At 67.4% G+C, this 23360-nt stretch carries 13 protein-coding genes; 1 reads left to right on the forward strand and 12 read right to left on the reverse strand.

The window, feature by feature from the left end; genetic code table 11:
* Positions 1–588 precede the first annotated feature (588 nt).
* The 9 genes from FHR66_RS08235 to FHR66_RS08275 form a co-directional block, all read right to left on the reverse strand.
* Entirely contained in the window at positions 589–2847 is a 2259-nt protein-coding gene (locus tag FHR66_RS08235) for a methyl-accepting chemotaxis protein (RefSeq protein ID WP_160967787.1), read from the reverse strand.
* Between the two features lie 330 nt (positions 2848–3177).
* Positions 3178–5427 (reverse strand): methyl-accepting chemotaxis protein, encoded by a 2250-nt coding sequence (locus FHR66_RS08240; protein ID WP_160967789.1) that lies wholly within the window; start codon positions 5425–5427, stop codon positions 3178–3180.
* Positions 5428–5665: 238 nt separating this feature from the next.
* Complete coding sequence (locus tag FHR66_RS08245) at positions 5666–8029, reverse strand: methyl-accepting chemotaxis protein (RefSeq protein ID WP_167087702.1); 2364 nt, start codon at positions 8027–8029, stop codon at positions 5666–5668.
* Between the two features lie 13 nt (positions 8030–8042).
* Positions 8043–8804, reverse strand: coding sequence for a transporter (locus FHR66_RS08250; RefSeq protein WP_160967791.1), 762 nt, complete (start codon positions 8802–8804; stop codon positions 8043–8045).
* Positions 8805–9040: 236 nt separating this feature from the next.
* A complete protein-coding gene (locus tag FHR66_RS08255; RefSeq protein WP_160967793.1) occupies positions 9041–11689 on the reverse strand; it encodes a methyl-accepting chemotaxis protein in 2649 nt (882 codons plus the stop codon).
* Between the two features lie 351 nt (positions 11690–12040).
* Positions 12041–14293, reverse strand: a complete 2253-nt coding sequence (locus FHR66_RS08260; protein WP_160967795.1) for a methyl-accepting chemotaxis protein — start codon at positions 14291–14293, stop codon at positions 12041–12043.
* A gap of 466 nt (positions 14294–14759) precedes the next feature.
* The gene (locus FHR66_RS08265; protein ID WP_160967797.1) at positions 14760–17027 is read right to left on the reverse strand and encodes a methyl-accepting chemotaxis protein; all 2268 of its coding nucleotides are present in this window, start codon (positions 17025–17027) and stop codon (positions 14760–14762) included.
* Positions 17028–17160: 133 nt separating this feature from the next.
* Positions 17161–19413, reverse strand: a complete 2253-nt coding sequence (locus tag FHR66_RS08270; RefSeq protein WP_160967799.1) for a methyl-accepting chemotaxis protein — start codon at positions 19411–19413, stop codon at positions 17161–17163.
* A gap of 57 nt (positions 19414–19470) precedes the next feature.
* Positions 19471–20022, reverse strand: a complete 552-nt coding sequence (locus FHR66_RS08275; protein WP_160967801.1) for a hypothetical protein — start codon at positions 20020–20022, stop codon at positions 19471–19473.
* A 215-nt stretch (positions 20023–20237) separates the two neighbouring features.
* Here FHR66_RS08275 and FHR66_RS08280 point away from each other — a divergent pair, with 215 nt between their 5' ends.
* The gene (locus FHR66_RS08280) at positions 20238–20489 is read left to right on the forward strand and encodes a hypothetical protein (protein WP_160967803.1); all 252 of its coding nucleotides are present in this window, start codon (positions 20238–20240) and stop codon (positions 20487–20489) included.
* A 78-nt stretch (positions 20490–20567) separates the two neighbouring features.
* Here the strand turns inward: FHR66_RS08280 and FHR66_RS08285 are convergent, their stop codons facing one another.
* Genes FHR66_RS08285 through FHR66_RS08295 form a run of 3 tightly spaced genes read right to left on the reverse strand, consistent with a single transcriptional unit; the run spans position 20568 to position 23273 of the window.
* Positions 20568–22571, reverse strand: coding sequence for a chemotaxis protein CheA (locus FHR66_RS08285; RefSeq protein WP_160967805.1), 2004 nt, complete (start codon positions 22569–22571; stop codon positions 20568–20570).
* Between the two features lie 31 nt (positions 22572–22602).
* Entirely contained in the window at positions 22603–22968 is a 366-nt protein-coding gene (locus FHR66_RS08290) for a response regulator (protein WP_010341778.1), read from the reverse strand.
* Positions 22965–23273 (reverse strand): STAS domain-containing protein, encoded by a 309-nt coding sequence (locus FHR66_RS08295; protein WP_160967807.1) that lies wholly within the window; start codon positions 23271–23273, stop codon positions 22965–22967. Before FHR66_RS08295 ends, FHR66_RS08290 begins: the two co-directional genes overlap by 4 nt.
* Between the last annotated feature and the right edge of the window lie 87 nt (positions 23274–23360).

Consider the following 23360-nt stretch of genomic DNA (forward strand, 5'->3'; position numbering starts at 1 on the left):
ACTTCGCCTGTCCAGGCGCGCGCATGCGATGGAATCGGCGGCGCTCGACCGGGTCGGGCAGATCTTTAGCGGCCGTCGTAGACAAATGTTGAACCTGTCATCATGACCGCGTTAAGCCGCCGCCCATGCTGTGCAACCCTTGGCAGAGGGACGCATCGGGCGGGACATACGCGGCCGGGCGTGGCCCGGATGCAGCATGCGTGAGTCTTTTCGCGTGCCGTGCCCGGTGGTCGGCGCCTCTCGGCCGGGCAGCGGCGTCGGGTCAGCTTTGTTCGATGGGGCCGCCCCGGATTGCAGCGTCGGCTGCCTGCGTGATCGGGTGGATTTGAGCGAGGCATTGCATTGCCGATGACCGCGACCGCGGAGTCGTGGCGGGCTGCACGCTTACCCGTGTGAGGGACTGTCGGTGACGTCCGAGATGAGGCTGGGATGAAGCCTCAGGCCGTCACGGCTGCAGTCAAACCGGGCAGACCGTGGCGGCATCGGCGTGAGCCTCGGGACATTGCGAGACGGCAGCCGATCGCAGTGTCGATCGGCTGCCAGGCGCGTCCTTGCGGGGGCGGTGCCAGGCGACTGGTCGCCGTGGGATCAGAACTCCTGCCACGTATCGCCATTGCTTGTCGCGGCCACGGTCGCGCGGCGCGCGGTCGGCGCTTGCGGGCCGACGCCGGCCTTCGCCACAGTCTTGATCGGCGGCTTGGCGCTCCGTGCGGCCGGCGCAGTGCGGACAGGCGCAGGCCTTGCCATCGCGGCGACATTGTCGATCTTGAACAGCGCGACCGCATCGCTCAGTTGCACGGCCTGCTCTTCCATCGAACGCGCGGCGGCAGTGGCTTCTTCCACCAGGGCGGCGTTCTGCTGGGTGGTCTCGTCCATCTGCGTCACGGTCTGGTTGACCTGCTCGATGCCCGCGGACTGCTCCTGCGAGGCGGCCGAGATCTCGCCCATGATGTCGGTGACCCGCTGCACAGAGGCGACGATCTCGTGCATGGTCTTGCCGGCCTGGTCGACCAGGGCCGAACCGGTGGCGACGCGGCCGACCGAATCGTCGATCAAGGTCTTGATTTCCTTGGCGGCACCGGCCGAGCGCTGGGCGAGGGTACGCACTTCGCTGGCGACCACGGCGAAGCCGCGGCCTTGGTCGCCGGCCCGCGCCGCCTCCACTGCGGCGTTGAGCGCCAGGATGTTGGTCTGGAAGGCGATGCCGTCGATCACGCCGATGATGTCGGCAATCTTCTTCGACGACGCTTCGATGCCGTTCATGGTCTCGACCACCTGACCGACCACGTCGCCGCCTTGCGAGGCCACCGAGGCGGCACCCGCGGCCAATTGATTAGCCTGGCGCGCGTGTTCGGCGTTCTGCTTCACGGTGGAGGTCAGTTCCTCCATCGACGCGGCGGTTTCTTCCAGGCTTGCCGCCTGCTGTTCGGTGCGGCGCGACAGGTCGTCGTTGCCGGCAGCGATCTCGGTGGCGGCGGCGTTGATGCTGACCGCCGCGGTCTGGATGCGGCCGACGATGCCGGTCAGCTGATCGGCGGTGGCGTTGGCGTCGTCGCGCATCTGCGCGAACACACCGTGGAACTCGCCGTCCATGCGCGCGGTGAGGTCGCCCGCGGCGATCGACTGCAACAAGGCCGACAGCTTGCCGAGGTTGCGATCGCTGACGTCCATCATCGCGTTGAGGTCCTGCACCATCAGTCGGAAATCGTGCTGGAAGTGCGCTGCGTCGCCGCGGGCGCTGAAGTCGCCGGCGGCCGCCGCCGCGGCCAGGCGCTTGATCTCGGTGTTGATCGCCAGCAGGCTGGCCTTGGCCGCATCCATCGATTCGTGCAGCACCGCGCGGCTGCCGGGCAGGCGACGGGCGTCGCGGCGCAGGTCGCCGTTGGCGTATTCGTTGAGTACGCCGATGGCGTCGACGATGGCATCCAGGTGCTCGAACATCATGGTGTTGATGCCCTTGCTCAGCTCGCCGTACACGCCGGGGAAGTCCTGCGGCATGCGGTGGCTCATGTCCTTGTCCGCATGCAGTTCGATCATCAATGCGGTTTCGCTGGAGAAGCGCCGCAGCTGGTTCTGCATCCGATCCATCGCGACCAGCAGGCGGCCGGGCTCGTCGCGCGCGGTGGTGCTCACGTCGTTGTCCAGGCGTCCGTCGGCGATGGCCTCGGCGGCGCGGGTGGCGCGGCTCAGCGGTCCAGTCAGGCTGCGGGTGATGGTCCAGCCCAGCAGGCCGCTGACCAACAGGACGGCCAGGCCGCCGGAGATCAGGACGATGCGCCCGCGCGCCATCGCCGCCGACGAGACCGCATAGGCCTCCTTGCTCAGGCGCCGCTGCAGATCGGCATTGGCGCGGATCGCGGCCTGCTGCTTCTCCATCGCCACCGATGCATCGCCGAGCAACAGCGCCTGCGCCTGCGCGTTCTGGTCCTTTTCGCCGAGCGCCAGCACCTGATTGTTCAGCTGCACCGATCGTGCGCGCGAGACCTCGATCGTATCCATGGCTTGGCGCTCGGCCGGGCTGGCCGGCATCGCCGACAAGGCATCGTGCGCGGTCTTGTAGCGCGCCCGGTTGCTCTTCACCATGTTGATCATCTTCTGGTTGGCCGCGTCGCCATCGACGATGGTGACGGCCATCAACCCAATCTGCACGTTGGTGTTGGCGTCGAGCATCTCGTTGGAGAGCCGCACCTTTTCCATGTTGTTGTTGACGATGCTGTCCAGCTCGCGATGCGCCCTGGCCATGGTCAACAGCCCCATGGCGACCAGCAGGCCGGACAACAGGATGAGGATGCCGAACGCCACACCCAGGCGCCGACCGACGTTGTAGCGTTGCAGAAGTGCGTTCATAACCGACCTTTGGGACAGAGGGGGAGTCGGGTCGTAAGCGCTGGCAAATCAGCAGTTGCGACGCGTCGTGGCGGTGCCTTGCCGCACCCTCAATATCGACGTGTCGGTGAGAAGTTGAGCAATTCTCACCGAATCGTTGGCGGTCGGTTAGGAAGCTGTCTGCCGGCTACATTGCACCTGGCGGGATGGGGGAAATCCGACGTTGTTCCGACATCCACTGCTGTGTAATGAGAAAGGCTGCATCTTGCCCTTGAGGCGCGCGGGTCGAACTACACCGCATGGCGCCGAGGCCGGTCGTCAGGCTGGCAGCCCGACGACCGACCGAACCGATCAGAACTCCTGCCAGTCCCCGCCGCCCGCGATGGCGACGCGCTTGGCTGGCTGCCGCAATGGACGCGCCGTCGTCTTGGCGGCATGCGCCGGCTTGGCCGCAACAATGGGTACCGATGCCGGTGCAGCGCGCACGCCGGCCACAGCGACGCCGGTGTTGTCGAGCTTGAACAACGCCACCGTGCTGGTGAGCTGGCCAGCCTGCTCCTCCATCGCGCGTGCCGCGGCGGTGGCTTCCTCGACCAGCGCGGCGTTCTGCTGGGTGGTCTCGTCCATCTGCATCACGGTCTGGTTGACCTGTTCGATGCCCGACGATTGCTCCTGCGATGCGGAGGAGATCTCGCCCATGATGTCGGTGACGCGTTGCACCGAGGCAACGATCTCGCTCATGGTCCGGCCTGCCTGGTCGACCAGCACCGAACCTTCGGCCACGCGCGTGACCGAATCGTCGATCAGGCCCTTGATTTCCTTGGCGGCGCCGGCCGAGCGCTGCGCCAGGGTACGCACTTCGGTGGCGACCACGGCGAAACCGCGGCCCTGGTCGCCGGCACGGGCGGCTTCCACCGCTGCGTTGAGCGCGAGGATGTTGGTCTGGAAGGCGATGCCATCGATGACGCTGATGATGTCGGCGATCTTCTTCGACGAGGCCTGGATACCGCTCATGGTTTCGACCACCTGGCCGACCACGTTACCGCCTTGCGAAGCCACCGAGGCCGCACCCACCGCCAACTGGTTAGCCTGGCGGGCGTGTTCGGCGTTCTGCTTGACCGTGGAGGTCAATTCTTCCATCGACGCGGCGGTCTCTTCCAGACTGGCGGCCTGCTGCTCGGTGCGGCGCGACAGGTCGTCGTTGCCGGCGGCGATCTCGGTGGCGGCGGCATTGATGCTCACCGCCGCGGTCTGGATGCGGCCGACGATCGTGGCCAACTGTTCGGCGGTGGTATTGGCATCGTCGCGCATTCTGGCGAACACGCCGTGGAAGTCGCCATGCATGCGTGCGGTCAGATCGCCGGCGGCGATGGATTGCAGCATCCGCGACAACGCCTGCAGGTTGCCGTCGACGGTGGCCATCAGTTGATTGAGGCTCTCGACGATGGCGCGGAAATCGTACTGGAAGTGCACCGTGTCTCCGCGCGCGGCGAAATTGCCGGCCAGGGCCGCGGCAGCGAGTTGGTTGATCTCGCCACTCATGCGCATCAGATTGCCCTTCACTGCAGCCATCGCCGTGGTGATGGTGGCCTTCTCGCCGGGCAGCTGCGGCATGTCCTGGGAAAGGTCGCCGATCGCGTAGCGTTCGATCAGGTGGACGGTCTGCATTTTCACCGCGATGTGATCGGCGACCATCTTGTTCGCGTCGTGGACCATGCGTGCGTAGTCGCCCATGAACGCGCCCTCGTCCATGCGGTAGCTGATCTCGCCGAGCTCGTGGCGGCGCGCCATCTCTTCCTGTGCCTGGAGCAAGTTACGCAATTGCGTCTGCATGGCGTGCATGGCATTCAGCAACCGCCCCGGTTCGTCGCGCATGTCGGTGGCGACGTCGTTGTCCAGGCGCCCGCTGGCGATGGCCTCGGCGGCGCGGGTGGCACGGTTCAGCGGCTGGGTCAGACTGCGGGTGATCGTCCACCCCAGCAGGCTGCTGGCGAGCAGTACCATGATGCCGCCGGCGATCAGCAGATTGCGGCCATTGGTGATGGCCTGCGTCGCCTTGGCGTAGGCGGCCTGCAATTGCTCGTTCTGCAGGTCCACGTTCTCGCGGATGTAGCCGTTCCAGGCCAGGGTGGCAGGGCGCGAGCGGTTGATCAGCAGCGCTTGCGCTTCGTCGTTGCGATCTGCCAGCGAGAGCGCAATGACCTGGTCGTTCAATGCGCGTGCTGTCGCCCGTGCCGCGTCGATCTTGGCACGCAGCACTTTGCCTTTCGCGGACGGAGGAAACTTGTCCAGCTCGGCGCGCAATTCGGTGTAGCGCTGACGGTTCTTCTTGACCTCGGCCAGTGCCTGCTGGTTGAGTGCGTCGCTGGTCACCATCGCCAGCGTCCCGAGCGCGCCAAGGATCTTGTTGTTGGCGTCGAGCATGTCGTTGCTGATGCGGGTCTTCTCGACGTTCTTCTTGACGATCTGATCCAGCTCGGTCTGGGCGCGCGACATGGAGACCGTGCCGGCGGCGACCAGCAGGCAGGACAGCAGGATCAGCAGGCCGAAGGCGCCACCGAGCCGGCGTCCCACGTTGTAGCGTTGCAGAAAGGAATTCATGCCGACCTCTTCGTTGACGATGTCCCTGGGACGTCCAGGTCCTTTTCCCTACGGGTTCCGGTGGCATCTGTGCGACCGGAGTGGTGGGCGTGGCAGTCAGAAAGCGAAGAGAGGAAAAACCAGTGCCTTGCTGTACAACATGATCCGCCGTCACCCGAATGTAATATCGGCGTGACGGCGCAATACTCGATACGTCGTTGGTCGTAAGACGATTCCCGACGCTGTCTAATTCAGTTCCCTACGCGGACAGCGGCTGCCATTGCGTGCCGATCGCGTCGGCGATCGCCTGGGCATTCGCCTGCGGCGCGTGCCTGACTGTGGTCGCCGTCGCCTGTGCCGGCGCCGCTGCCGCGACGGACGCCGTCGCGGGGGCCGCGCTGCGCGTGGCCTGCTGTTCCAGCCGGAACACCGCCACCGCGTCGCTCAGTTGCGCCGCCTGGTCCTCCATCGACCGTGCCGCGGCAGTGGCTTCCTCGACCAGCGCGGCATTCTGCTGGGTACTCTCGTCCATCTGCGTCACCGTGCGGTTGACCTGCTCGATGCCCGCGGACTGCTCCTGCGAGGCGGAGGAGATCTCGCTCATGATGTCGGTCACCCGGCCCACCGAGGCCACGATCTCCTGCATGGTCTGGCCGGCACGCTGCACCAGTTCCGCGCCGGTGGCGACGCGGTCGACCGAGTCGTCGATCAGGCCCTTGATCTCCTTGGCGGCGTTGGCCGAGCGTTGCGCCAGCACGCGCACCTCGCTGGCCACCACGGCGAAGCCGCGGCCCTGTTCGCCGGCACGCGCCGCTTCCACCGCCGCGTTGAGCGCCAGGATGTTGGTCTGGAAGGCGATGCCGTCGATCACCGAGATGATGTCGGCGATCTTCTTCGATGCGGTCTCGATCCCGCTCATGGTGTCGACCACCTGGCCGACCACCGCGCCGCCTTGCGAGGCGACTGCGGCGGCGCCGGCGGCGAGCTGGTTGGCCTGCCGTGCATGCTCGGCGTTCTGCTTGACCGTGGCGGTCAGCTCTTCCATCGAGGCGGCAGTTTCTTCCAGGCTGGCGGCCTGCTGTTCGGTGCGCTGCGACAGGTCGCTGTTGCCCTGGGCGATTTCGGTGGCGGCGCTGTGGATGTCGCCGGCGGCGCGCTGGATGCGGCCGACGATGTCGGCCAGGCGCTCGGCGGTGCCGTTGGCGTCGTCGCGCATGGTGGCGAAGATGCCGTGGAACTCGCCGTGCATGCGCGCGCCGAGGTCGCCGTCGGCCAGCGCGCTGAGCAGACGCGAGACCTCGGCGATGCTGATCGCATTGGCGTCGAGCAGGCCGTTGAGTTGCTGCGCCAGCATCAGGAAGAAGCCCTGCTTGCCGGTGCGGTCGATGCGCTGCGACAGGTCGCCGGCGGCGGCGCTGCGCACCACGGCGGCCACTTCCGCTTCGACCCGGGTCTCGGCGGTGCGGTCGCGCCATTCGCAGACAAAGCCCAGATGCGCGCCCTCGGCGTTGCGGATGGCGGAAATCTCCTGGGCGATGCAGACCTCGCGGTAGTGCACCTCGCGCTGCGCCGCGCCTTGCCGATCCAGCCGCTGGTAGATCTCCGCGTCCTGCGCATTGCCGACTTCCAGCAACGTCACCGACTGGCCCAACAGCGACGCGGCGCGGTCGAATGCCGGCGCGCAGGCGCGGATGTCCTCGGCGTGGGTCTGCAGCAAGGTCTGCAGCGCGGTATTGGCGTAGATGATGGTCAGGTCGGGATCGGCGATGTACATGCCGGTGGACGCGTTGTCCAGCGCGGTGCGGATGCGCAGGTTCTCGGCGGCGACGCTGCGCTCGCGTTCGATGCGCTCGCGCAGTTCGCGCTGCATCCGCGCCAGCGCCGCCATCAGGCTGCGGCCGTGCCTGGCCGCGACCGGGATGGGCTGGTCCAGGCGGCCTTCGGCGATGTGCTGGGCGGCGTCCATCGCCACCCGCGGCTCGCCGCCGAGCAACTGCGCGACCGAGCGCAGGATCCAGGCCGCGGCGGCGCCCAGGCACAGCACGGCGAGCAGCACCGCGCCGGCCTGCTGCCAGGTGGCGCGCTGGCTCTGCTGTTCGGCGGCGGTGCGACTCTGCTCGTTCAGCGCCAGGATGCGGTCGCTGATCGTGTCCATCTCGGTTTCCAGGCGCGCGAACTGCGCGGTGAAATCGGCATAGGCGGCGCTGCTGTCGCCCTGGGTCTCGGCCAGCGTCACCACCTTGTCGGCGGCGGCGATGTAGCGCTGCAGTGCCGGCCCCGCCGCATCCAGTTGCGCGCGCAGTGTGCCGTCCAGCGGCAGCTTCTGGTTGTCGTCCAGCGCCTTGCGGAATTCGCCGGCGTGTTCCCCCAGCGAGGCGCGCGCGGCCTTGACCCCGTCCGCATCCTGCCGTGCCGCCGCCAGCAGGGCGGCAGTGACGTCGCCGCGCAGGGCGTCGTGCATCATGTCGGCCTGCATGTGGTTGCGCAGCGCATCCGAGGAGGTGACCTGTGCCGCGACCGAGCGCAGCAGCCCTTGCTGCGCGGTGTAGCCGACCCCGCCGAGCGCGAGCAGGGCGAGCACCGCCACCAGCACCAGGATCCCGAGCATATGCATGATTTTCATCGGTGTGGCCCGATCAGAAACGGAAGGACAGGCCCGCGCCGAGCGCGTGGTCCGGCGAACGGTCGTTGAGGCCGCGGCTGTACACCACGTCCAATTGCACGTCCTGGCTGAGCAGCCAGGCCGAGCCGACGTCGAGCAGGGCGATGGTGCCGCCGTCGTCGGCATGGGCGATCTGCGGTAGCGCCAACTCCACGAACGAGCGGCTGCGGTCGGTCCAGGCCTTGCCCAGCACCACGCCGAAGATGCCGGCGGTGTAGCGATGCCCGCCGTCGCCTTCGTCGCGGATCACGCCGGGCATCATCCCCAGCGAAACGCTGTCGCTGAGTTCCCATTCGGCCACCAGGCGGAACGAGGGGCGGGCGCCGCTGCCGCGCACGTCGCGTGCGCCGCTGGGCAGGTCCACATGCAGCAGCCAGGCCAGCGAGGCGCCGCCGATCTCGCTGGCAAGGTGATGCTTGAGCCCGAGCGAAATGTCGGAGAAGCCGGAGACATCGTCGCCGACCGGGACGTCGACCGTCTGCCAGCCATCGGTCTCCACGCGCAGTTCCCAGGTCGGGCCGATGCCGTAGCGGAACAGGGTCGGTGTGGTGTAGCCATCGACATCGCCATCGCGTTCCCAGGCCACGCTGGTTTCCACCTGCAGGCGCCGGTCGCCGACGGTGAGGCTGGATTCGACGAAGTCGGGGCGATCGGTGGCGATCGGTTCGACCTCGGCGTGCGCCATGCCGGCGAGGCCGCACAAGGTCAGACAACTGGCGATGACGCGTAGCTTCATGTGCGGCTCCCATTGACGGTTCGGTCGGAACCGTGGGGCCGGGCGCAATGCGGCCGGCGCCGGGGCACGCCTGTCGCGGCGCCCATGGCATGGCAGTTCCGCTTTCTATATCGACCCTGAATACACTTTCTTTACGAGCGTGACGCGCTAAGCGCTCTGCGGCCGCCGTGACCAGGAGCCAGGCGGCCGGACCGCGAAGCGCGCAAGGCGCTCGCGGGAGTGGGTCGAGGTGCGGCTCAGAACTCCTGCCACTGCGCGTCGTCGGTCGACGCGGTCGCGCGCGGGACCGCCTGCAACGGCGTCGCGGCCGGCCGCCGCGGCGTGGCCGCCGCTGTGGCCGGCGCGGGCGACGCAGGGCGGCGCGCGGGCGCCGGCGCAGCGATCGCCACCCCGGTGCTGGTCTCGAGCTTGAACAGGGCCACGGCCTGATTGAGCTGGCCGGCCTGGTCTTCCATCGAGCGCGCCGCGGCGGTGGCTTCCTCGACCAGCGCGGCGTTCTGCTGGGTGGCCTCGTCCATCTGGGTGATGGTCTGGTTGACCTGCTCGATGCCGGCGGACTGCTCCTGCGAGGCCGCGGAAATCTCGCCCATGATGTCGGTGACGCGCTGCACCGAGGCGACGATCTCCTGCATCGTGCTGCCGGCCTGATCGACCAGCGCCACGCCTTCGGCGACGCGCTCGACCGAATCGTCGATCAGGGTCTTGATCTCCTTCGCCGCGTTCGACGAACGCTGGGCGAGGGTGCGCACTTCGCTGGCCACGACGGCGAAGCCGCGGCCCTGTTCGCCGGCGCGCGCCGCTTCCACCGCGGCGTTGAGCGCCAGGATGTTGGTCTGGAAGGCGATACCGTCTATCACCGAAATGATGTCGGCGATCCTCTTCGAGGAGGTCTCGATGCCGTGCATCTTCTCCGAGACCTCGCTGGCCAGTCTGCCGCCCTGCGAGGCGACCGAGGCCGCGCCGGTTGCGAGCTGGTTGGCCTGGCGTGCGTGCTCGGCGTTCTGCTTGACGGTGGAGGTCAGCTCCTCCATCGAGGCGGCCGTCTCTTCCAGGCTGGCCGCCTGCTGCTCGGTGCGGCGCGACAGGTCGTCGTTGCCGGCGGCGATCTCGGCCGCGGCGCCGTTGATGCTGGCCGCGGCGGTCTGGATGCGCGCGACGATCGCTGCCAGTTGCTCGGTGGTGGCATTGGCGTCGTCGCGCATGGTCGCGAACACGCCCTGGAAATCGCCGTGCATGCGCGCGGTCAGGTCGCCAGCGGCGATGGCCTTCAACAGCGTGGACAGCGCCTGCAGGTTGCCGTCGGCGGTGGCCATCAGCTGGTTGAGGCTGTCGACCATCAGGCGGAAGTCGTACTGGAAGCGCTCGGTGTCGCCCCGCACGCTGAAGTCGCCGGCCGCGGCGGCGCCGGCCAGGTGCTTGATCTCGCTGTTCATCGCCGTCAGGTTGCGCTTGACCGTGTCCATGGTTTCGGTCAGCACCGCCTTTTCGCCGGGCAGCCGATCCATGTCCTCGGACAGGTCGCCAACGGCGTAACGGCCCATGATCTGCGCCAGGCGCATCTTGACCGCGATATGCGAGGCGGCCAGCGCATTGCTGTCGCGGACCATGCGGCCGTAGTCGCCGGGGAAGGCGCTTTCGTCCATGCGGTAGCTGATCTGGCCGGCATCGTGGCGCTCGGCCATCTCCTTCTGCGCGTCGAGCACCGCGCGCAGCTGCTGCTGCATGCGCTGCAGCGATCCCAGCAACTGCCCCAGTTCGTCGTTGCGCGGATACTGGATGCGGCTGTCCAGGCGGCCGGCCGCGACCGCGCTGGAAACTTCCACCGCACTGGCCAGGGGCTTGACCACCAGCCGCCGCAGCAGCAGGTAGAGGCCGCCGCTGAGCAGCAGCGCCGCGCACAGGCCGACCGCCACGATGGTCCACAGCAGGTTGCGCGCCTGCGCCATCAGCACCGCCTTCGGCACCGCCACGCCCAGCGCGAAACGCTCCTGGGCCTGGCCGATCTGCAGCGGCACGTACACTTCCACGTCGGTGGCGCCGGTCTGCGGATCGACGCTGTCGCGGCCGACGGTCTTGCCCTGGGCGATGTCGGCCAGCAGGGCGCGGGTGGCCGGATCCTGCAGTTTCTTGCCGACCAGCGCGGGATCGCGGTCGGCGACGATGGCGCCGCCGGGCGACAGCAGGCGCACGCGGCCGGCACCGAGCGGACGCAGCTTGGCGACGCGCTGCTGCAGCGCGGCCAGGCCGAAATCGGTGGTGACCACGCCCAGGAACTTGCCGTCTTCCAGGATCGGCGTGCTGACCGTGGTCATCAGCACCTTCTTGCCGGCGATCTCGTAATCGTAGGGTTCGGCGACGGTGGGCCGCAGCAGCTTGCGCGGATTCAGATACCAGTCGCCGGCGCCGGCCACCTCGTAGTCGTGCAGCGGATCGCGCACGAGTTCCCCGTTCTGCCAGGACCAGTACACCATGTAGCGGCCGCTGGCGTCGTGGCCGGCGCTGTTGGCGTAGTCCGCGTCCTTGCCGTCCAGCGCCTGCGGTTCCCACAGCGTGCCCAGGCCGGTCCAGTCGGGGTGCTGCTGCAGTTCGCGGCGCAGGCTCTCGCTGAACAGGTCGCGCGCCTTGTCCTGGCCGCGCTGGGCGAGCAGGGCATTGGCCAGCGCCTGGTTGGAGACGGCGGAGGCGCCGATGGTGTTGCCGATGCGCTCGGATTCCAGGCGCGCGGTGTCGGTCATGCCGACCTTGGCGGAGGCGAGCAGGGCGGAACTGCTGCGGGCGTAGATGATGGCGGCGGTAATGCCGAAGCACAGCAGGGCGATCGCGGCCACGCCCAGCATCAGGCGGGTGGCGACACTGCTCGGGCGTGTGGAGGACGTCGTGGGCATCGCGGTCGTCTCGATGGGAGGATGGAGAGATCGCGCCATCGCCTCGGAAAGCGTCTTGCTTTCGGACAAGCCAGGCAGGGAGCATGCGCGATAGTGCCGTTATCGGCACCGCGTCCCAGAAATATAGTCGGTGCCTGTGGTGTGCCGCGCCGGGCGGGCGCATCCGCGCGGATGGCGATGTCGGATCCGGACCCGCCGTCTACCGCGGCGCATGCCGCGGGGAGGGGAAGGCGCGCCTTGGTGGCGCACCGTGTGGCGGCCAGGCGGCGAAAGCATGGCGGCAATAAAAAAGCCCCGGGAGCGATCCGCTCCCGGGGCCATTGGTGCGAGACGAGCGGCAGGGATGCGCGCTCAGAACTCCTGCCAGCTGTCGTCGCCGGCCGCGACCGCGATCGGCCGGGCCGATGACCGCACCGGGCGCGGGGCGGGCTTGGCCGCCGGCTTGGCGGCCGACCGGGCGACCGCGCGGACCGGCGCGCTCGCTGCGCTGGCGATGGCCGGCTGGCCGGCGTGGTTGCTGCTGGCATCGATCTTGAACACGGCCACGGCCTGGCTCAACTGCCCGGCCTGGTCTTCCATGGAACGCGCCGCGGCGGTGGCTTCTTCCACCAGGGCGGCGTTCTGCTGGGTGGTCTCGTCCATCTGCGTGACGGTCTGGTTGACCTGCTCGATGCCGGCGGACTGCTCCTGCGACGCGGCGGCGATCTCGCCCATGATGTCGGTGACGCGCTGTACGGAGGCGACGATCTCGTGCATGGTCTTGCCGGCCTGGTCGACCAGGGCCGAGCCCTGCGCGACGCGACTGACCGAGTCGTCGATCAGGCCCTTGATCTCCTTGGCGGCATTGGCCGAGCGCTGCGCCAGCGTGCGCACTTCGCTGGCGACCACCGCAAAGCCGCGGCCCTGTTCGCCGGCGCGGGCGGCTTCGACTGCGGCGTTGAGCGCCAGGATGTTGGTCTGGAAGGCGATGCCGTCGATCACCGAGATGATGTCGCCGATCTTCTTCGAGGAGGCCTGGATGCCGCTCATGGTCTGCACCACCTGGCCGACCACATCGCCGCCCTGCGAGGCGACCGAGGCGGCGCCGGCAGCCAGTTGGTTGGCCTGGCGGGCGTGCTCGGCGTTCTGCTTGACGGTGGAGGTCAGCTCCTCCATCGAGGCGGCGGTTTCTTCCAGGCTGGCGGCCTGCTGCTCGGTCCGGCGCGACAGGTCGTCGTTGCCGGCGGCAATCTCGCTGGCGGCACCGTTGATGCTGACCGCGGCGGTCTGGATGCGCGAGACGATGGCCGCCAACTGCTCGGCGGTGGCATTGGCGTCGTCGCGCATGGTGGCGAACACGCCCTGGAACTGGCCGTGCATACGTGCCGTCAGGTCACCGGCGGCGATCGATTGCAGCAGGGACGACAGCGCCTGCAGGTTGCCATCGGAGGTGGCCATCAGCTGGTTGAGGCTCTCGACCATCAGCCGGAAGTCGTACTGGAAGCGCTCGGTGTCGCCGCGCACGCTGAAGTCGCCCGCGGCAGCGGCGCCGGCCAGGTGCTTGATCTCGCTGTTCATCGCGGTCAGGTTGAGCTTGACCTTGTCCATGGTCTCGGTGAGCACGGCCTTTTCGCCCGGCAGGCGGTCCATGTCCTCGGACAGGTCGCCGATGGCGTAGCGGCCCATGATCTGAGCCAGGCGCAGCTTCACTGCGATGTGCGAGCCGGCCAGGGCATTACTGTCGCGGACCATGCGGCCGTAGTCGCCCGGGAAGGCGCTCTCGTTCATGCGGAAGCTGATCTGGCCGGCGTCGTGGCGCTGCGCCATCTCGGCCTGCGCGGCGAGCACCGCCTGCAACTGGCTCTGCATCTTGTCCATGCTCGTCAGCAGCACGCCGGCCTCGTCCTTGCTGCGCAGGTCGATCGTATTGTCGAGCTTGCCGCGGGCAATGGCGTCGGCCACGTCGATCGCCGTGCCCAAGCGCTTGAGCAACTGGCGGCGAATTACGATCGCCATGCCGATCGCTGCCAGGATCACCAGCAGATTGCCCAGCAGCACGGCCCACTTGTTCTGCGCGCGCACCGTGTTCAGGGTTTCGCTGCGCTTGGCCAGCAGGCCGCTTTCCTCGTTGCGAAAATCAGCGAGCAGGCCGCGGATCGCCTGCATGGCCTTGCGGTCGCGCGCTTCGCGGAACACCGAGGCGATCTGCGCCGGATCGGTGGATTCCTCGCGCAGGGCCGTTACCTGCTTCTCCACGCTGACCAGATCGTCGAATGAGGCGTGTAGCTTCTCCAGCCGCGCCTGCTGCCGCGGATTGTCGGCGGTCAGCTGCTTGGCCTCGGCGAAGTTCTTGTCGAAATTGGCCTGGCCAGTGATGAAGGGCTGCAGATGCTGCTTTTCGCCGGACAGCATGTAGCCACGTGCGCCGGTTTCGACGTTCAAGGCGTCGATCCCCATCATGTCGCCGGTGGCCATCACCTTGTAGGTGTGGTCGTTCATGTCGGCGGCCGTATTGAGCGAGGACAGGCTGCTCAGGCTGATCGAGCCGATGATCACAGTGATCAGCACGATCACGGCAAAACTGAGCGCGAGCCTGGCGGAGAGACTGAGGTTCTTGAGCGTCATCGTCGTATTCCTGGTGGAAGAGTGGAGCGTTGGGGGATGGCGTACCCCGTGCCTGAGTCGATGTCCGCGGAGGCGTTGGGCGCTGCCTTATCTATTTCGGCTGTGAATCAAAATCATCCAATTGATAGTTTTCAGAACATCAATAGATTTTAAAGATCGAAAAAATCACTCTGATTGAACTTGTCTTGCTTTAGCGGCGTCGCTGCAAATTTTGTTCAAATTTGTAGACAATTTGTGTGCGCAACTTCCGTATCGGCATCGCGCCTAGGTTCTTTAAGCGTCTAGGGCGCGTATTTAGCTTGTTTTCACGGTTGCTTCATACAAGCAGGGATGCGCTTCTCGTTCCGAGGATCGCTGACGCCGCCGATTCCCTCGCGACCGGGCCAAGCCGGTCGAAAAAAGACCGGGAGTTGGCGCTCCCGGGCTCGATGTCATGCAGGTGTCTGGACGCGTCGGTAGCACGCGATCAGAACTCCTGCCAATCGGTAGCGCCGGCCGCAACGGCGACGTTGCCCGTGGCGGTCGGCCGGTGGGCGGCCGCGCGCGGGGCAGACGCCTTGACCGGTCGCTGTGCGCCGGCGCTGGCGACGACCGCCGGCTTCGGGGCGGACGCGCGGCGGGTCACCGCCGGCGCCTGCTGGTCGATCTTGAACAGGGCCACGGCCTGGCTCAGCTGCCCGGCCTGGTCTTCCATCGACCGTGCCGCGGCGGTGGCTTCCTCGACCAGGGCGGCGTTCTGCTGGGTGGTCTCGTCCATCTGCATCACGGTCTGGTTGACCTGCTCGATGCCGGCCGATTGCTCCTGCGAGGCGGCCGAGATCTCGCCCATGATGTCGGTGACGCGCTGCACCGAGGTCACGATCTCGGTCATGGTCCGGCCGGCCTGATCGACCAGGGCCGAGCCCTGGGCGACCCGGCTGACCGAGTCGTCGATCAGATCCTTGATTTCCTTGGCCGCATTCGACGAGCGCTGGGCGAGGGTGCGCACTTCGCTGGCCACGACGGCGAAGCCGCGGCCCTGTTCGCCGGCGCGGGCCGCTTCCACCGCGGCGTTGAGCGCCAGGATGTTGGTCTGGAAGGCGATGCCGTCGATGACGCTGATGATGTCGCCGATCTTCTTGGACGAGGCTTCGATGCCGTTCATGGTCTGCACGACCTGACCGACCACGTCGCCGCCCTGCGAGGCGACCGAGGCCGCACCCGCGGAGAGCTGGTTGGCCTGGCGCGCATGCTCGGCATTCTGCTTGACCGTGGAGGTCAGCTCCTCCATCGAGGCGGCGGTCTCTTCCAGGCTGGCGGCCTGCTGCTCGGTGCGACGCGACAGGTCGTCGTTGCCGGTGGCGATCTCGCTGGCCGCGGCATTGATGCTCACCGCGGCGGTCTGGATGCGCGCGACGATGGCGGCCAGTTGCTCGGTGGTGGCGTTGGCGTCGTCGCGCATGGTCGCGAACACGCCCTGGAAGTCGCCATGCATGCGCGCGGTCAGGTCGCCGGCGGCGATGGAGCGCAGCAAGGACGACAGCGCCTGCAGGTTGCCGTCGGCGGTGGCCATCAGTTGATTCAGGCTCTCGACCATCAGGCGGAAGTCGTACTGGAAGCGCGCGGTGTCACCGCGCACGCTGAAGTCGCCGGCCGCGGCCGCGCCGGCCAGGTGCTTGATCTCCGTGTTCATCGCGGTCAGGTTGTGTTTGACCGTATCCATCGTCTCGGTGAGGCGGGCTTTCTCGCCGGGCAGGCGCTCCATGTCCTCGGACAGGTCGCCGATGGCGTAGCGGCCCATGATCTGCGCCAGGCGCTCGGTCACCGCGATGTGCGCCGCCGCCAGCGCATTGCTGTCGTGGACCATGCGCCCGTAGTCGCCGGGGAAGGCGCTTTCGTCCATGCGGTAGCTGATCTGGCCGGCGTCGTGGCGCTGCGCCATCTCCGCCTGCGCGGCGAGCACCGCCTGCAACTGCTGCTGCATGCGGCCCATGGCGTGCAACAGGCGGCCGGTTTCGTCGCGGGCCTCCGTGCGCACGGCATTGTCCATGCGGCCATTGGCGATCGCCTCGGCGGTCCGCGTGGCCAGGCGCAGCGGCGTGGTCAGGCTGCGGGTGATGGCGAACGCCAGCAGGCCGCTCAGTGCCAGCGTCAGCAAGGCTCCGGTGATCAACAGTATTTGGCTGCTTTGCATCGACGACAAGGCGGCCTGGTAGGCCTTTGCGGCCTGATCTTTCTGGCGGTTGGCGAAGGTGCGGATCGCGTCCTGCCAGGCCAGCGTGGCAGGAGTCGCTGACGCGTTCAACAACTTCAGCGCCTTGGTGGTGGTGTCGTCGTTCGTACCCAAGGCTACGATTTGGTCGTTGATGTCCTTGGCAATAGCACGTTTTTCATCAATCTGCTTGCGTATTGCGTTGCCAGCGGCCGCCATCGACATGGTGTCGATCTTGGCGCGGGCGTTGGCGTAGTTTTCGCGCTGTGATTTGAACTGCTCCAGCGCCCGCTGCCGTACAGCCGGGTCATCAGAGGTGGTGAAAGTGCTGAGTGCAATCAGCACGGATGAGTTGGCATCCAGCATCTGGTTGCTGAACTCGATCTTCATCATTCGATCGAGCACGATCTTGTCCATCTGCTTGCGTGCATCGGACATGCCCCAGAGACCAACTAGTACCAGCAGAACGGAAAGCAGGATGAAAAGGCCGAATGCGGCCGAGAGGCGAACACCGACGTTGTAGCGTTGCAAAAAACCGATCACATCAATCTCCTCGAAAAGCGGGTGCTACGCACTGATTTGTAGCGGCGTGCGTGGGATGCCATGCAGCGCATGGAGCAACTGCGGCATCGCGGCGGCCGCGCGGGAGCGGCCGTATGAATATGGCGCGTGGCGATCAGAACTCCTGCCAGTCGCTGGCGGTGGCCTGGGCGAGCACGGCGGAACGTACCGGTGCCGGTCGCGGCTTGCGTGACGGCGCGACCGGCGCGCTGCGCGGAGCAGGGCGGGCGGTCCGCGCCGGGACGACGGTGGCGGCTTGCGTGATGGGATGGGACGTGTCCAGCTTGAACACCGCCACCGAGTCGCGCAGGTGTCCGGCCTGTTCTTCCATCGAGCGTGCGGCGGCGGTGGCTTCCTCCACCAGCGCGGCGTTCTGCTGGGTGGTCTCGTCCATCTGCATCACGGTCTGATTCACTTGCTCGATGCCGGCGGACTGCTCCTGCGAGGCGGCGGCGATCTCGCCCATGATGTCGGTGACGCGCTGTACCGAGGTCACGATCTCGGTCATGGTGCGACCGGCCTGGTCGACCAGCGCCGAGCCCTGGGTGACGCGGCTGACCGAGTCGTCGATCAAGGTCTTGATCTCCTTGGCGGCGTTGGCCGAGCGCTGGGCGAGGGTGCGCACTTCGGTGGCGACGACGGCGAAACCGCGGCCCTGATCGCCGGCGCGCGCCGCTTCCACCGCCGCGTTGAGCGCCAGGATGTTGGTCTGGAAGGCGATGCCATCGATCACCGAGATGATGTCGGCGATCTTGCGCGAGGAGGCCTCGATGCCGCTCATGGTGTCGACCACCTGGCCGACCACCGCGCCGCCCTGCGAGGCCACGGAGGCCGCGCCCGCGGAGAGCTGATTGGCCTGGCGCGCGTGTTCGGCGTTCTGCTTGACCGTGGAGGTCAGCTCCTCCATCGACGCGGCGGTCTCCTCCAGGCTGGCGGCTTGCTGCTCGGTGCGCCGCGACAGGTCGTCGTTGCCGGTAGCGATCTCGCTGGCGGCCGCATTGATGCTGACCGCAGCGGTCTGGATGCGCGCGACGATCGCCGCCAACTGCTCGGTGGTGGCGTTGGCGTCGTCGCGCATGGTGGCGAACACGCCCTGGAAATCGCCGTGCATGCGCGCGGTCAGGTCGCCGGCGGCGATGGCGCGCAGCAAGGACGACAGCGATTGCAGATTGCCGTCGGCGGTGGCCATCAACTGATTGAGGCTGTCGACCATCAGGCGGAAGTCGTACTGGAAGCGCTCGGTGTCGCCGCGCATGCTGAAGTCACCGGCCGCGGCCGCGCCGGCCAGGTGCTTGATCTCGTTATTCATCGCGGTCAGGTTGTGCTTGACCGTGTCCATCGTCTCGGTGAGATGCGCCTTTTCGCCGGGCAGTCGCTCCATGTCCTCGGACAGGTCGCCGATGGCGTAGCGGCCCATGATCTGCGCTAGCCGCTCGGTCACGGCGATGTGCGCGGCGGCCTGCGCATTGCTGTCGCGGACCATGCGTCCGTAGTCGCCGGGGAAGGTGCTTTCGTCCATGCGGTAGCTGATCTGGCCGGCGTCGTGGCGCTGCGCCATCTCCGCCTGCGCGGCGAGCACCGCCTGCAACTGCTGCTGCATGCGCCCCATGGCGTTCAACAGGCGGCCGGTTTCGTCGCGCGCCTCGGTGCGCACGGCATTGTCCATGTGGCCATTGGCGATGGCCTCGGCGGTACGCGTGGCCAGGCGCAGCGGTGTGGTCAGGCTGCGGGTGATGGTCAGCGCCAGCAAGACGCTGAGCACCAGCGCCAGCACGGTGCCGCCGATCAACAGCATGCGGCCACGGTGCATCGAATCCAGCGCGGCCTGGTAGCCGGCGGCGGCCTGCGACTTCTGCCGATCGGAGAACTCGCGGATCTTGCTCTGCCACGCCAACGTCGCCGGCAGTGCTTGCTGGTTCAGCATCTCCACCGCCTGGGCGTTCTCGCCCTTCTCGCCCAGCGCGACGATGGCGTCGTTGATCTTCTTCGCGGCGGCACGCTTGGCGTCCATGTCGGCGCGGATGGCGCGGCCTGCGGCGGTGCTGGACAGCGTGTCGATCTTCGCGCGGGCTGTGGCGTAACGTTCGCGCTGGCGGTTGAAGGTGTCCAGCGCCGCTTGGCGCATCGCGGGGTTGCTGGAGGTGGTGTAGGTGCTCAGCGCCACCAGCACGGAGGAATTGGCGTCGAGCATCTGGTTGCTGAATTCGATCTTCGCCATGCGGTCCAGCACGATCATGTCCAGGTGCTTGCGCGCCTCGGCCATGCCGGACAGCCCGATGATCACCAGGACCACCGAAAGAAGAATCAGCAGGCCGAAGGCCGCCGATAGGCGGACACCGACGTTGTAGCGTTGCAGAAAACGGGTCATTTCAATCTCCAAGGGGCAGAAAGGCAGGTCGGCGCATAGGGATGCGGCGTCGGCGGTTTACTCGGGCAGACGCGGACGGCCTGCGCTGGAGGCGGCGGCAGTCACATGGCGTGATGACTGACGACGCGCAGGCAGGTCGTGCGAAAGCGCCGCAATCGCGACGGTGGCCATGGCGTTGCCATGCCCGATCTGCACCTGGAATCGCCGATGGCGTCCATGGGTCGTCTCGGTGGATGCGTCTTGCTGTCGCGAGAGCGCATGCATGGTGGGCCCCGTGTACGAAGGAAGAAACGACGCGTCTTGCGATGCGCCGGGAATCCGGGGTGTGATGCAACCTGACGAAACGTCTGGCAAAAAAATGCAAGTCGAGTCCGCGCGCGTGCCAAGGGCATGCGCAAAAAGATCAGCCGTCAGGGCGGCGTCCTTTCCCCGTTCGTTCGACTTCAGCGACCGGCAATGTGCACCGATCGATCCCCCCTGAAGCGCCGGCCGACCTCCCCAGGCCATGCCGGCACGCACCGATGTAGACAAAAAGCGTGCGCTCAACCTGGTATCGACGGGAGCACAGGATTCTTTAGCGTCGCAGGCGCCGTAGGACGGCGTGTTCATCCTGGCACTGCCGGTAACGCCGACGCTGCTTGTTTGAAGCATCCGGCGCCTTGCCGTACTCGGCATTGAGGAAGCTGGCGCAAGTGTCATGCGCATCGGCCGCATGCGCGTCGAGCGGCCGTGCGATGCATGCACGGCCGCTCGGTGAGCACTCGGAACGCCTGCCAGCCCGGGCAAGCGCAACGGACCGCGCCGTGCCCGGTGCCGGTCATGACGTGCGCGACTACGCGGAGCGCACGCTGCGTGGGGCAGGGCGGGTTGCCGGCGCGATGGCGATCGATGCGATTTCGGGCAGTGCGTCCAACTTGAACACCGCCACTGCGTCCTGCAATTGCGTGGCCTGTTCCTCCATGGAACGCGCGACGGCGGTGGGCCTGACGCTGATGCGGACGTCGATCACTGTGCTGGAGCGATGCACGGGCGGCGCGACGAGCGCCTCGGCAGGTGGGCGTCGAGGCGATCCGTGATCCGCAGCGCCCACAACGCAAAAGCCCCGGCATCGCTGCCGGGGCTCGTCTGTGGCGTGACGCGGGAGGGTGGGGCGGTCAGGCCGCCTGCTGTACCCGCAGCGAGCGGACCAGGCCGCCGATGTCCACGATCAGGGCGACGCGGCCGTCGCCGAGGATGGTCGCGCCGGAGATGCCGCTGATGCGCCGGTAGTTGTTCTCGATGTTCTTGACCACCACCTGCTGCTGGCCGATCAACTCGTCCACTTCCAGCGCCAGCTTCTGCCCGTCGGCCTCCACCACCACCACCAGCGGTTCTTCGCTCTGCTCGATGCGGCCGAAGCCGTAGGAGTCGCTGAGCGAGAGGATCGGCAGGTATTCGCCGCGGACCCGCAGCACCCGGCCTTCGCCGGCCATGGTGCGGATGTCGTCGGCCTTCGGCTGCAGCGCTTCGATGACGTAGGCCAGCGGCAGGATCAGGGTCTCGCCGGCGACCGCCACGGTCATGCCGTCGAGGATCGCCAGGGTCAGCGGCAGGCGGATCAGCACGCGGGTGCCGCGGCCGGATTCGCTCTCCAACTGCACTTCGCCGCCCAGGCCCTGGATGTTGCGGCGGACCACGTCCATGCCGACGCCACGGCCGGACAGGTCGGTGACCGCATCGGCGGTGGAGAAGCCCGGGGCGAAGATCAGGTCCCAGACCTGCGCATCGCTCGGGTTGTCCGGCACGGCGATGCCGCGTTCGGCGGCCTTGGCCAGGATGCGGTTGCGGTTGAGGCCGGCGCCGTCGTCGCTGACTTCGATGACGATGTGGCCGCCCTGGTGCGACGCGGCCAGGGTGATGGTGCCGGTCTCGTCCTTGCCGGCGGCGCGGCGCGCCTCCGGCAGTTCCAGGCCGTGGTCGATCGAGTTACGCACCAGGTGCACCAGCGGATCGGCGATCTTCTCGATCAGGCCCTTGTCCAACTCGGTGCCCTCGCCGATCGTGCGCAGGCGCACCTGCTTGCCCAGGCGGGTGGAGAGGTCGCGGACCAGGCGCGGGAAGCGGCGGAACACCGCGTCCACCGGCAGCATGCGCACGCCGATCACAGCCTCTTGCAGGTCGCGGGTATTGCGTTCCAGCAGGTCCAGGCCGGCGAACAGGCGTTCGGCCACGGCCTGGTCCAGGCCGGTGGAGACCTGCTTGAGCATGGCCTGGGTGATGACCAGTTCGCCGACCAGGTTGATCAGCGCATCGACCTTGTCGACGCTGACGCGGATCGAGCTTTCCGCTTCGTGCGCGGCGGCGGCGTTGCCGGCCGGCGCATTCGCGGCCACGGCGGCGGCCGGCGCCGCGGTGGCGGCGGTCGGCGGCGCGGTCAGCACCGGTGCCGGCGCGGTGGCCAGGCTCGGCGGCGGCACCGGGCGGATCTCCAGTTCGCAGTCGTCGATGACCCAGGCGAAGGTGTCTTCGATCGCGCTGCGCGGAATCTTGCCGACCAGGCCCAGATCCCAGGCCAGGTAGGCCTCGAGCGGATCGAGTTCGGAGAAGCCGGGCATGCGCGTGCTGCGGCAGGCGACCTGCAGCGGGCCGAGGTGTTCGAGTTCGCGGATGATGCGCAGCGGATCGTTGCCGCTCATGAACAGCGACGGCGCCGGGGTGAAGCCGATCTGCCAGGCTTCCGGCTCGGCCGGCTGGTTCGCCGCCGGGGTGGCGGCGGCCGGCGCGGCGGGGCCGCCGTTCAACGCGTGCTGCAGGCGCTCGTGCACGGCCTTGACCGCGGCCGGATCGGCCGGGACGCCGTGTTCGGCTTCGCGCAGCAGGGCGCGCAGCACGTCCACCGAGCCGAGGATGGCATCGATCGCATGCGCCTCGACGTCGCGCTTGCCGGCGCGCAGCTCGTCGAGCAGCGTCTCCAGCACATGGGTGAGGCCGGCCATCGCTTCGAAGCCGAAGGTGGCGGCGCCGCCCTTGATCGAGTGCGCGGCGCGGAACACCGAGTTGATGGTCTCGGGGTCGCGATTGCCTTCTTCCAACGACAGCAATCCGGCTTCCATCGCATCCAGCCCTTCGCGGCTTTCCTCGAAGAAGGTGGCGTGGAAACGTTGCAGGTCCATGCTCATGGGGCGGGAATCCGGAAAAGGAGGAGAGGGATCAGCCCAGGACTTTCTGGACGGTGGCGATCAGCTGTTCGGGATTGAACGGCTTGACCAGCCAGCCGGTGGCACCGGCGGCCTTGCCCTCGGACTTCTTCTCCGCCGCCGACTCGGTGGTCAGCATCAGCATCGGGGTGAACTTGTAGTCCGGCAGCTGCCGCAGTTCGCGGATCAGGGTGATGCCGTCCATGTTCGGCATGTTGACGTCGGTGACCACCGCGTTGAAGCGCTGGCCCTTGGCGCGGCCCAGCGCGACCGCGCCGTCTTCTGCTTCTTCGACGGCAAAGCCGGCCGAGGTGAGGGCGAAGGAGACCATCTGGCGCATCGACGCCGAATCGTCCACTACCAAGATACGTGCGCTCATGCCGCGTTCTCCACAGATTTCAGATTGTCAGGGGTTGCAGGAAGGCCCAGCGATTCGCTGACCCCTAGCAGGCGTGCCGCGTCGCGAAAGGTGGCGTTGCAGGCCTCGAATTCGGTGCGCTTGCCATCCTTGCGACGGGCGTCGACGAATGCGCACAGCACCTGGACGGACGCGGTATGGATGCGGCGCACTTCGCCGGCGTCCAGACGCAGCACGTCGTCCGCCGCAAGGAACGCGGTCAGGCGTTGTTTCAGGTCGGCGCTGGTCTCGATGCCGAGATCCTCGCCAAGAGGGACTGTGCTCATCATTACTCCGCACCAATGGTTCTATGGCAGATAACGGCCGTGGCCTGAAAAGCTTTAGCGGCGGTTGGAAAGTGCGGCACCGTTCCC

The sequence above is a fragment of the Xanthomonas sp. F4 genome (assembly GCF_011761895.1).

Coding starts and splice junctions, on each gene's coding strand:
- FHR66_RS08235 (WP_160967787.1), bottom strand. CDS start 2,847: ATGAACGCACTTCTGCAACGCTACAACGTCGGTCGGCGCCTGGGTGTG.
- FHR66_RS08240 (WP_160967789.1), bottom strand. CDS start 5,427: ATGAATTCCTTTCTGCAACGCTACAACGTGGGACGCCGGCTCGGTGGC.
- FHR66_RS08245 (WP_167087702.1), bottom strand. CDS start 8,029: ATGAAAATCATGCATATGCTCGGGATCCTGGTGCTGGTGGCGGTGCTC.
- FHR66_RS08250 (WP_160967791.1), bottom strand. CDS start 8,804: ATGAAGCTACGCGTCATCGCCAGTTGTCTGACCTTGTGCGGCCTCGCC.
- FHR66_RS08255 (WP_160967793.1), bottom strand. CDS start 11,689: ATGCCCACGACGTCCTCCACACGCCCGAGCAGTGTCGCCACCCGCCTG.
- FHR66_RS08260 (WP_160967795.1), bottom strand. CDS start 14,293: ATGACGCTCAAGAACCTCAGTCTCTCCGCCAGGCTCGCGCTCAGTTTT.
- FHR66_RS08270 (WP_160967799.1), bottom strand. CDS start 19,413: ATGACCCGTTTTCTGCAACGCTACAACGTCGGTGTCCGCCTATCGGCG.
- FHR66_RS08275 (WP_160967801.1), bottom strand. CDS start 20,022: ATGAACACGCCGTCCTACGGCGCCTGCGACGCTAAAGAATCCTGTGCT.
- FHR66_RS08285 (WP_160967805.1), bottom strand. CDS start 22,571: ATGAGCATGGACCTGCAACGTTTCCACGCCACCTTCTTCGAGGAAAGC.
- FHR66_RS08290 (WP_010341778.1), bottom strand. CDS start 22,968: ATGAGCGCACGTATCTTGGTAGTGGACGATTCGGCGTCGATGCGCCAG.
- FHR66_RS08295 (WP_160967807.1), bottom strand. CDS start 23,273: ATGAGCACAGTCCCTCTTGGCGAGGATCTCGGCATCGAGACCAGCGCC.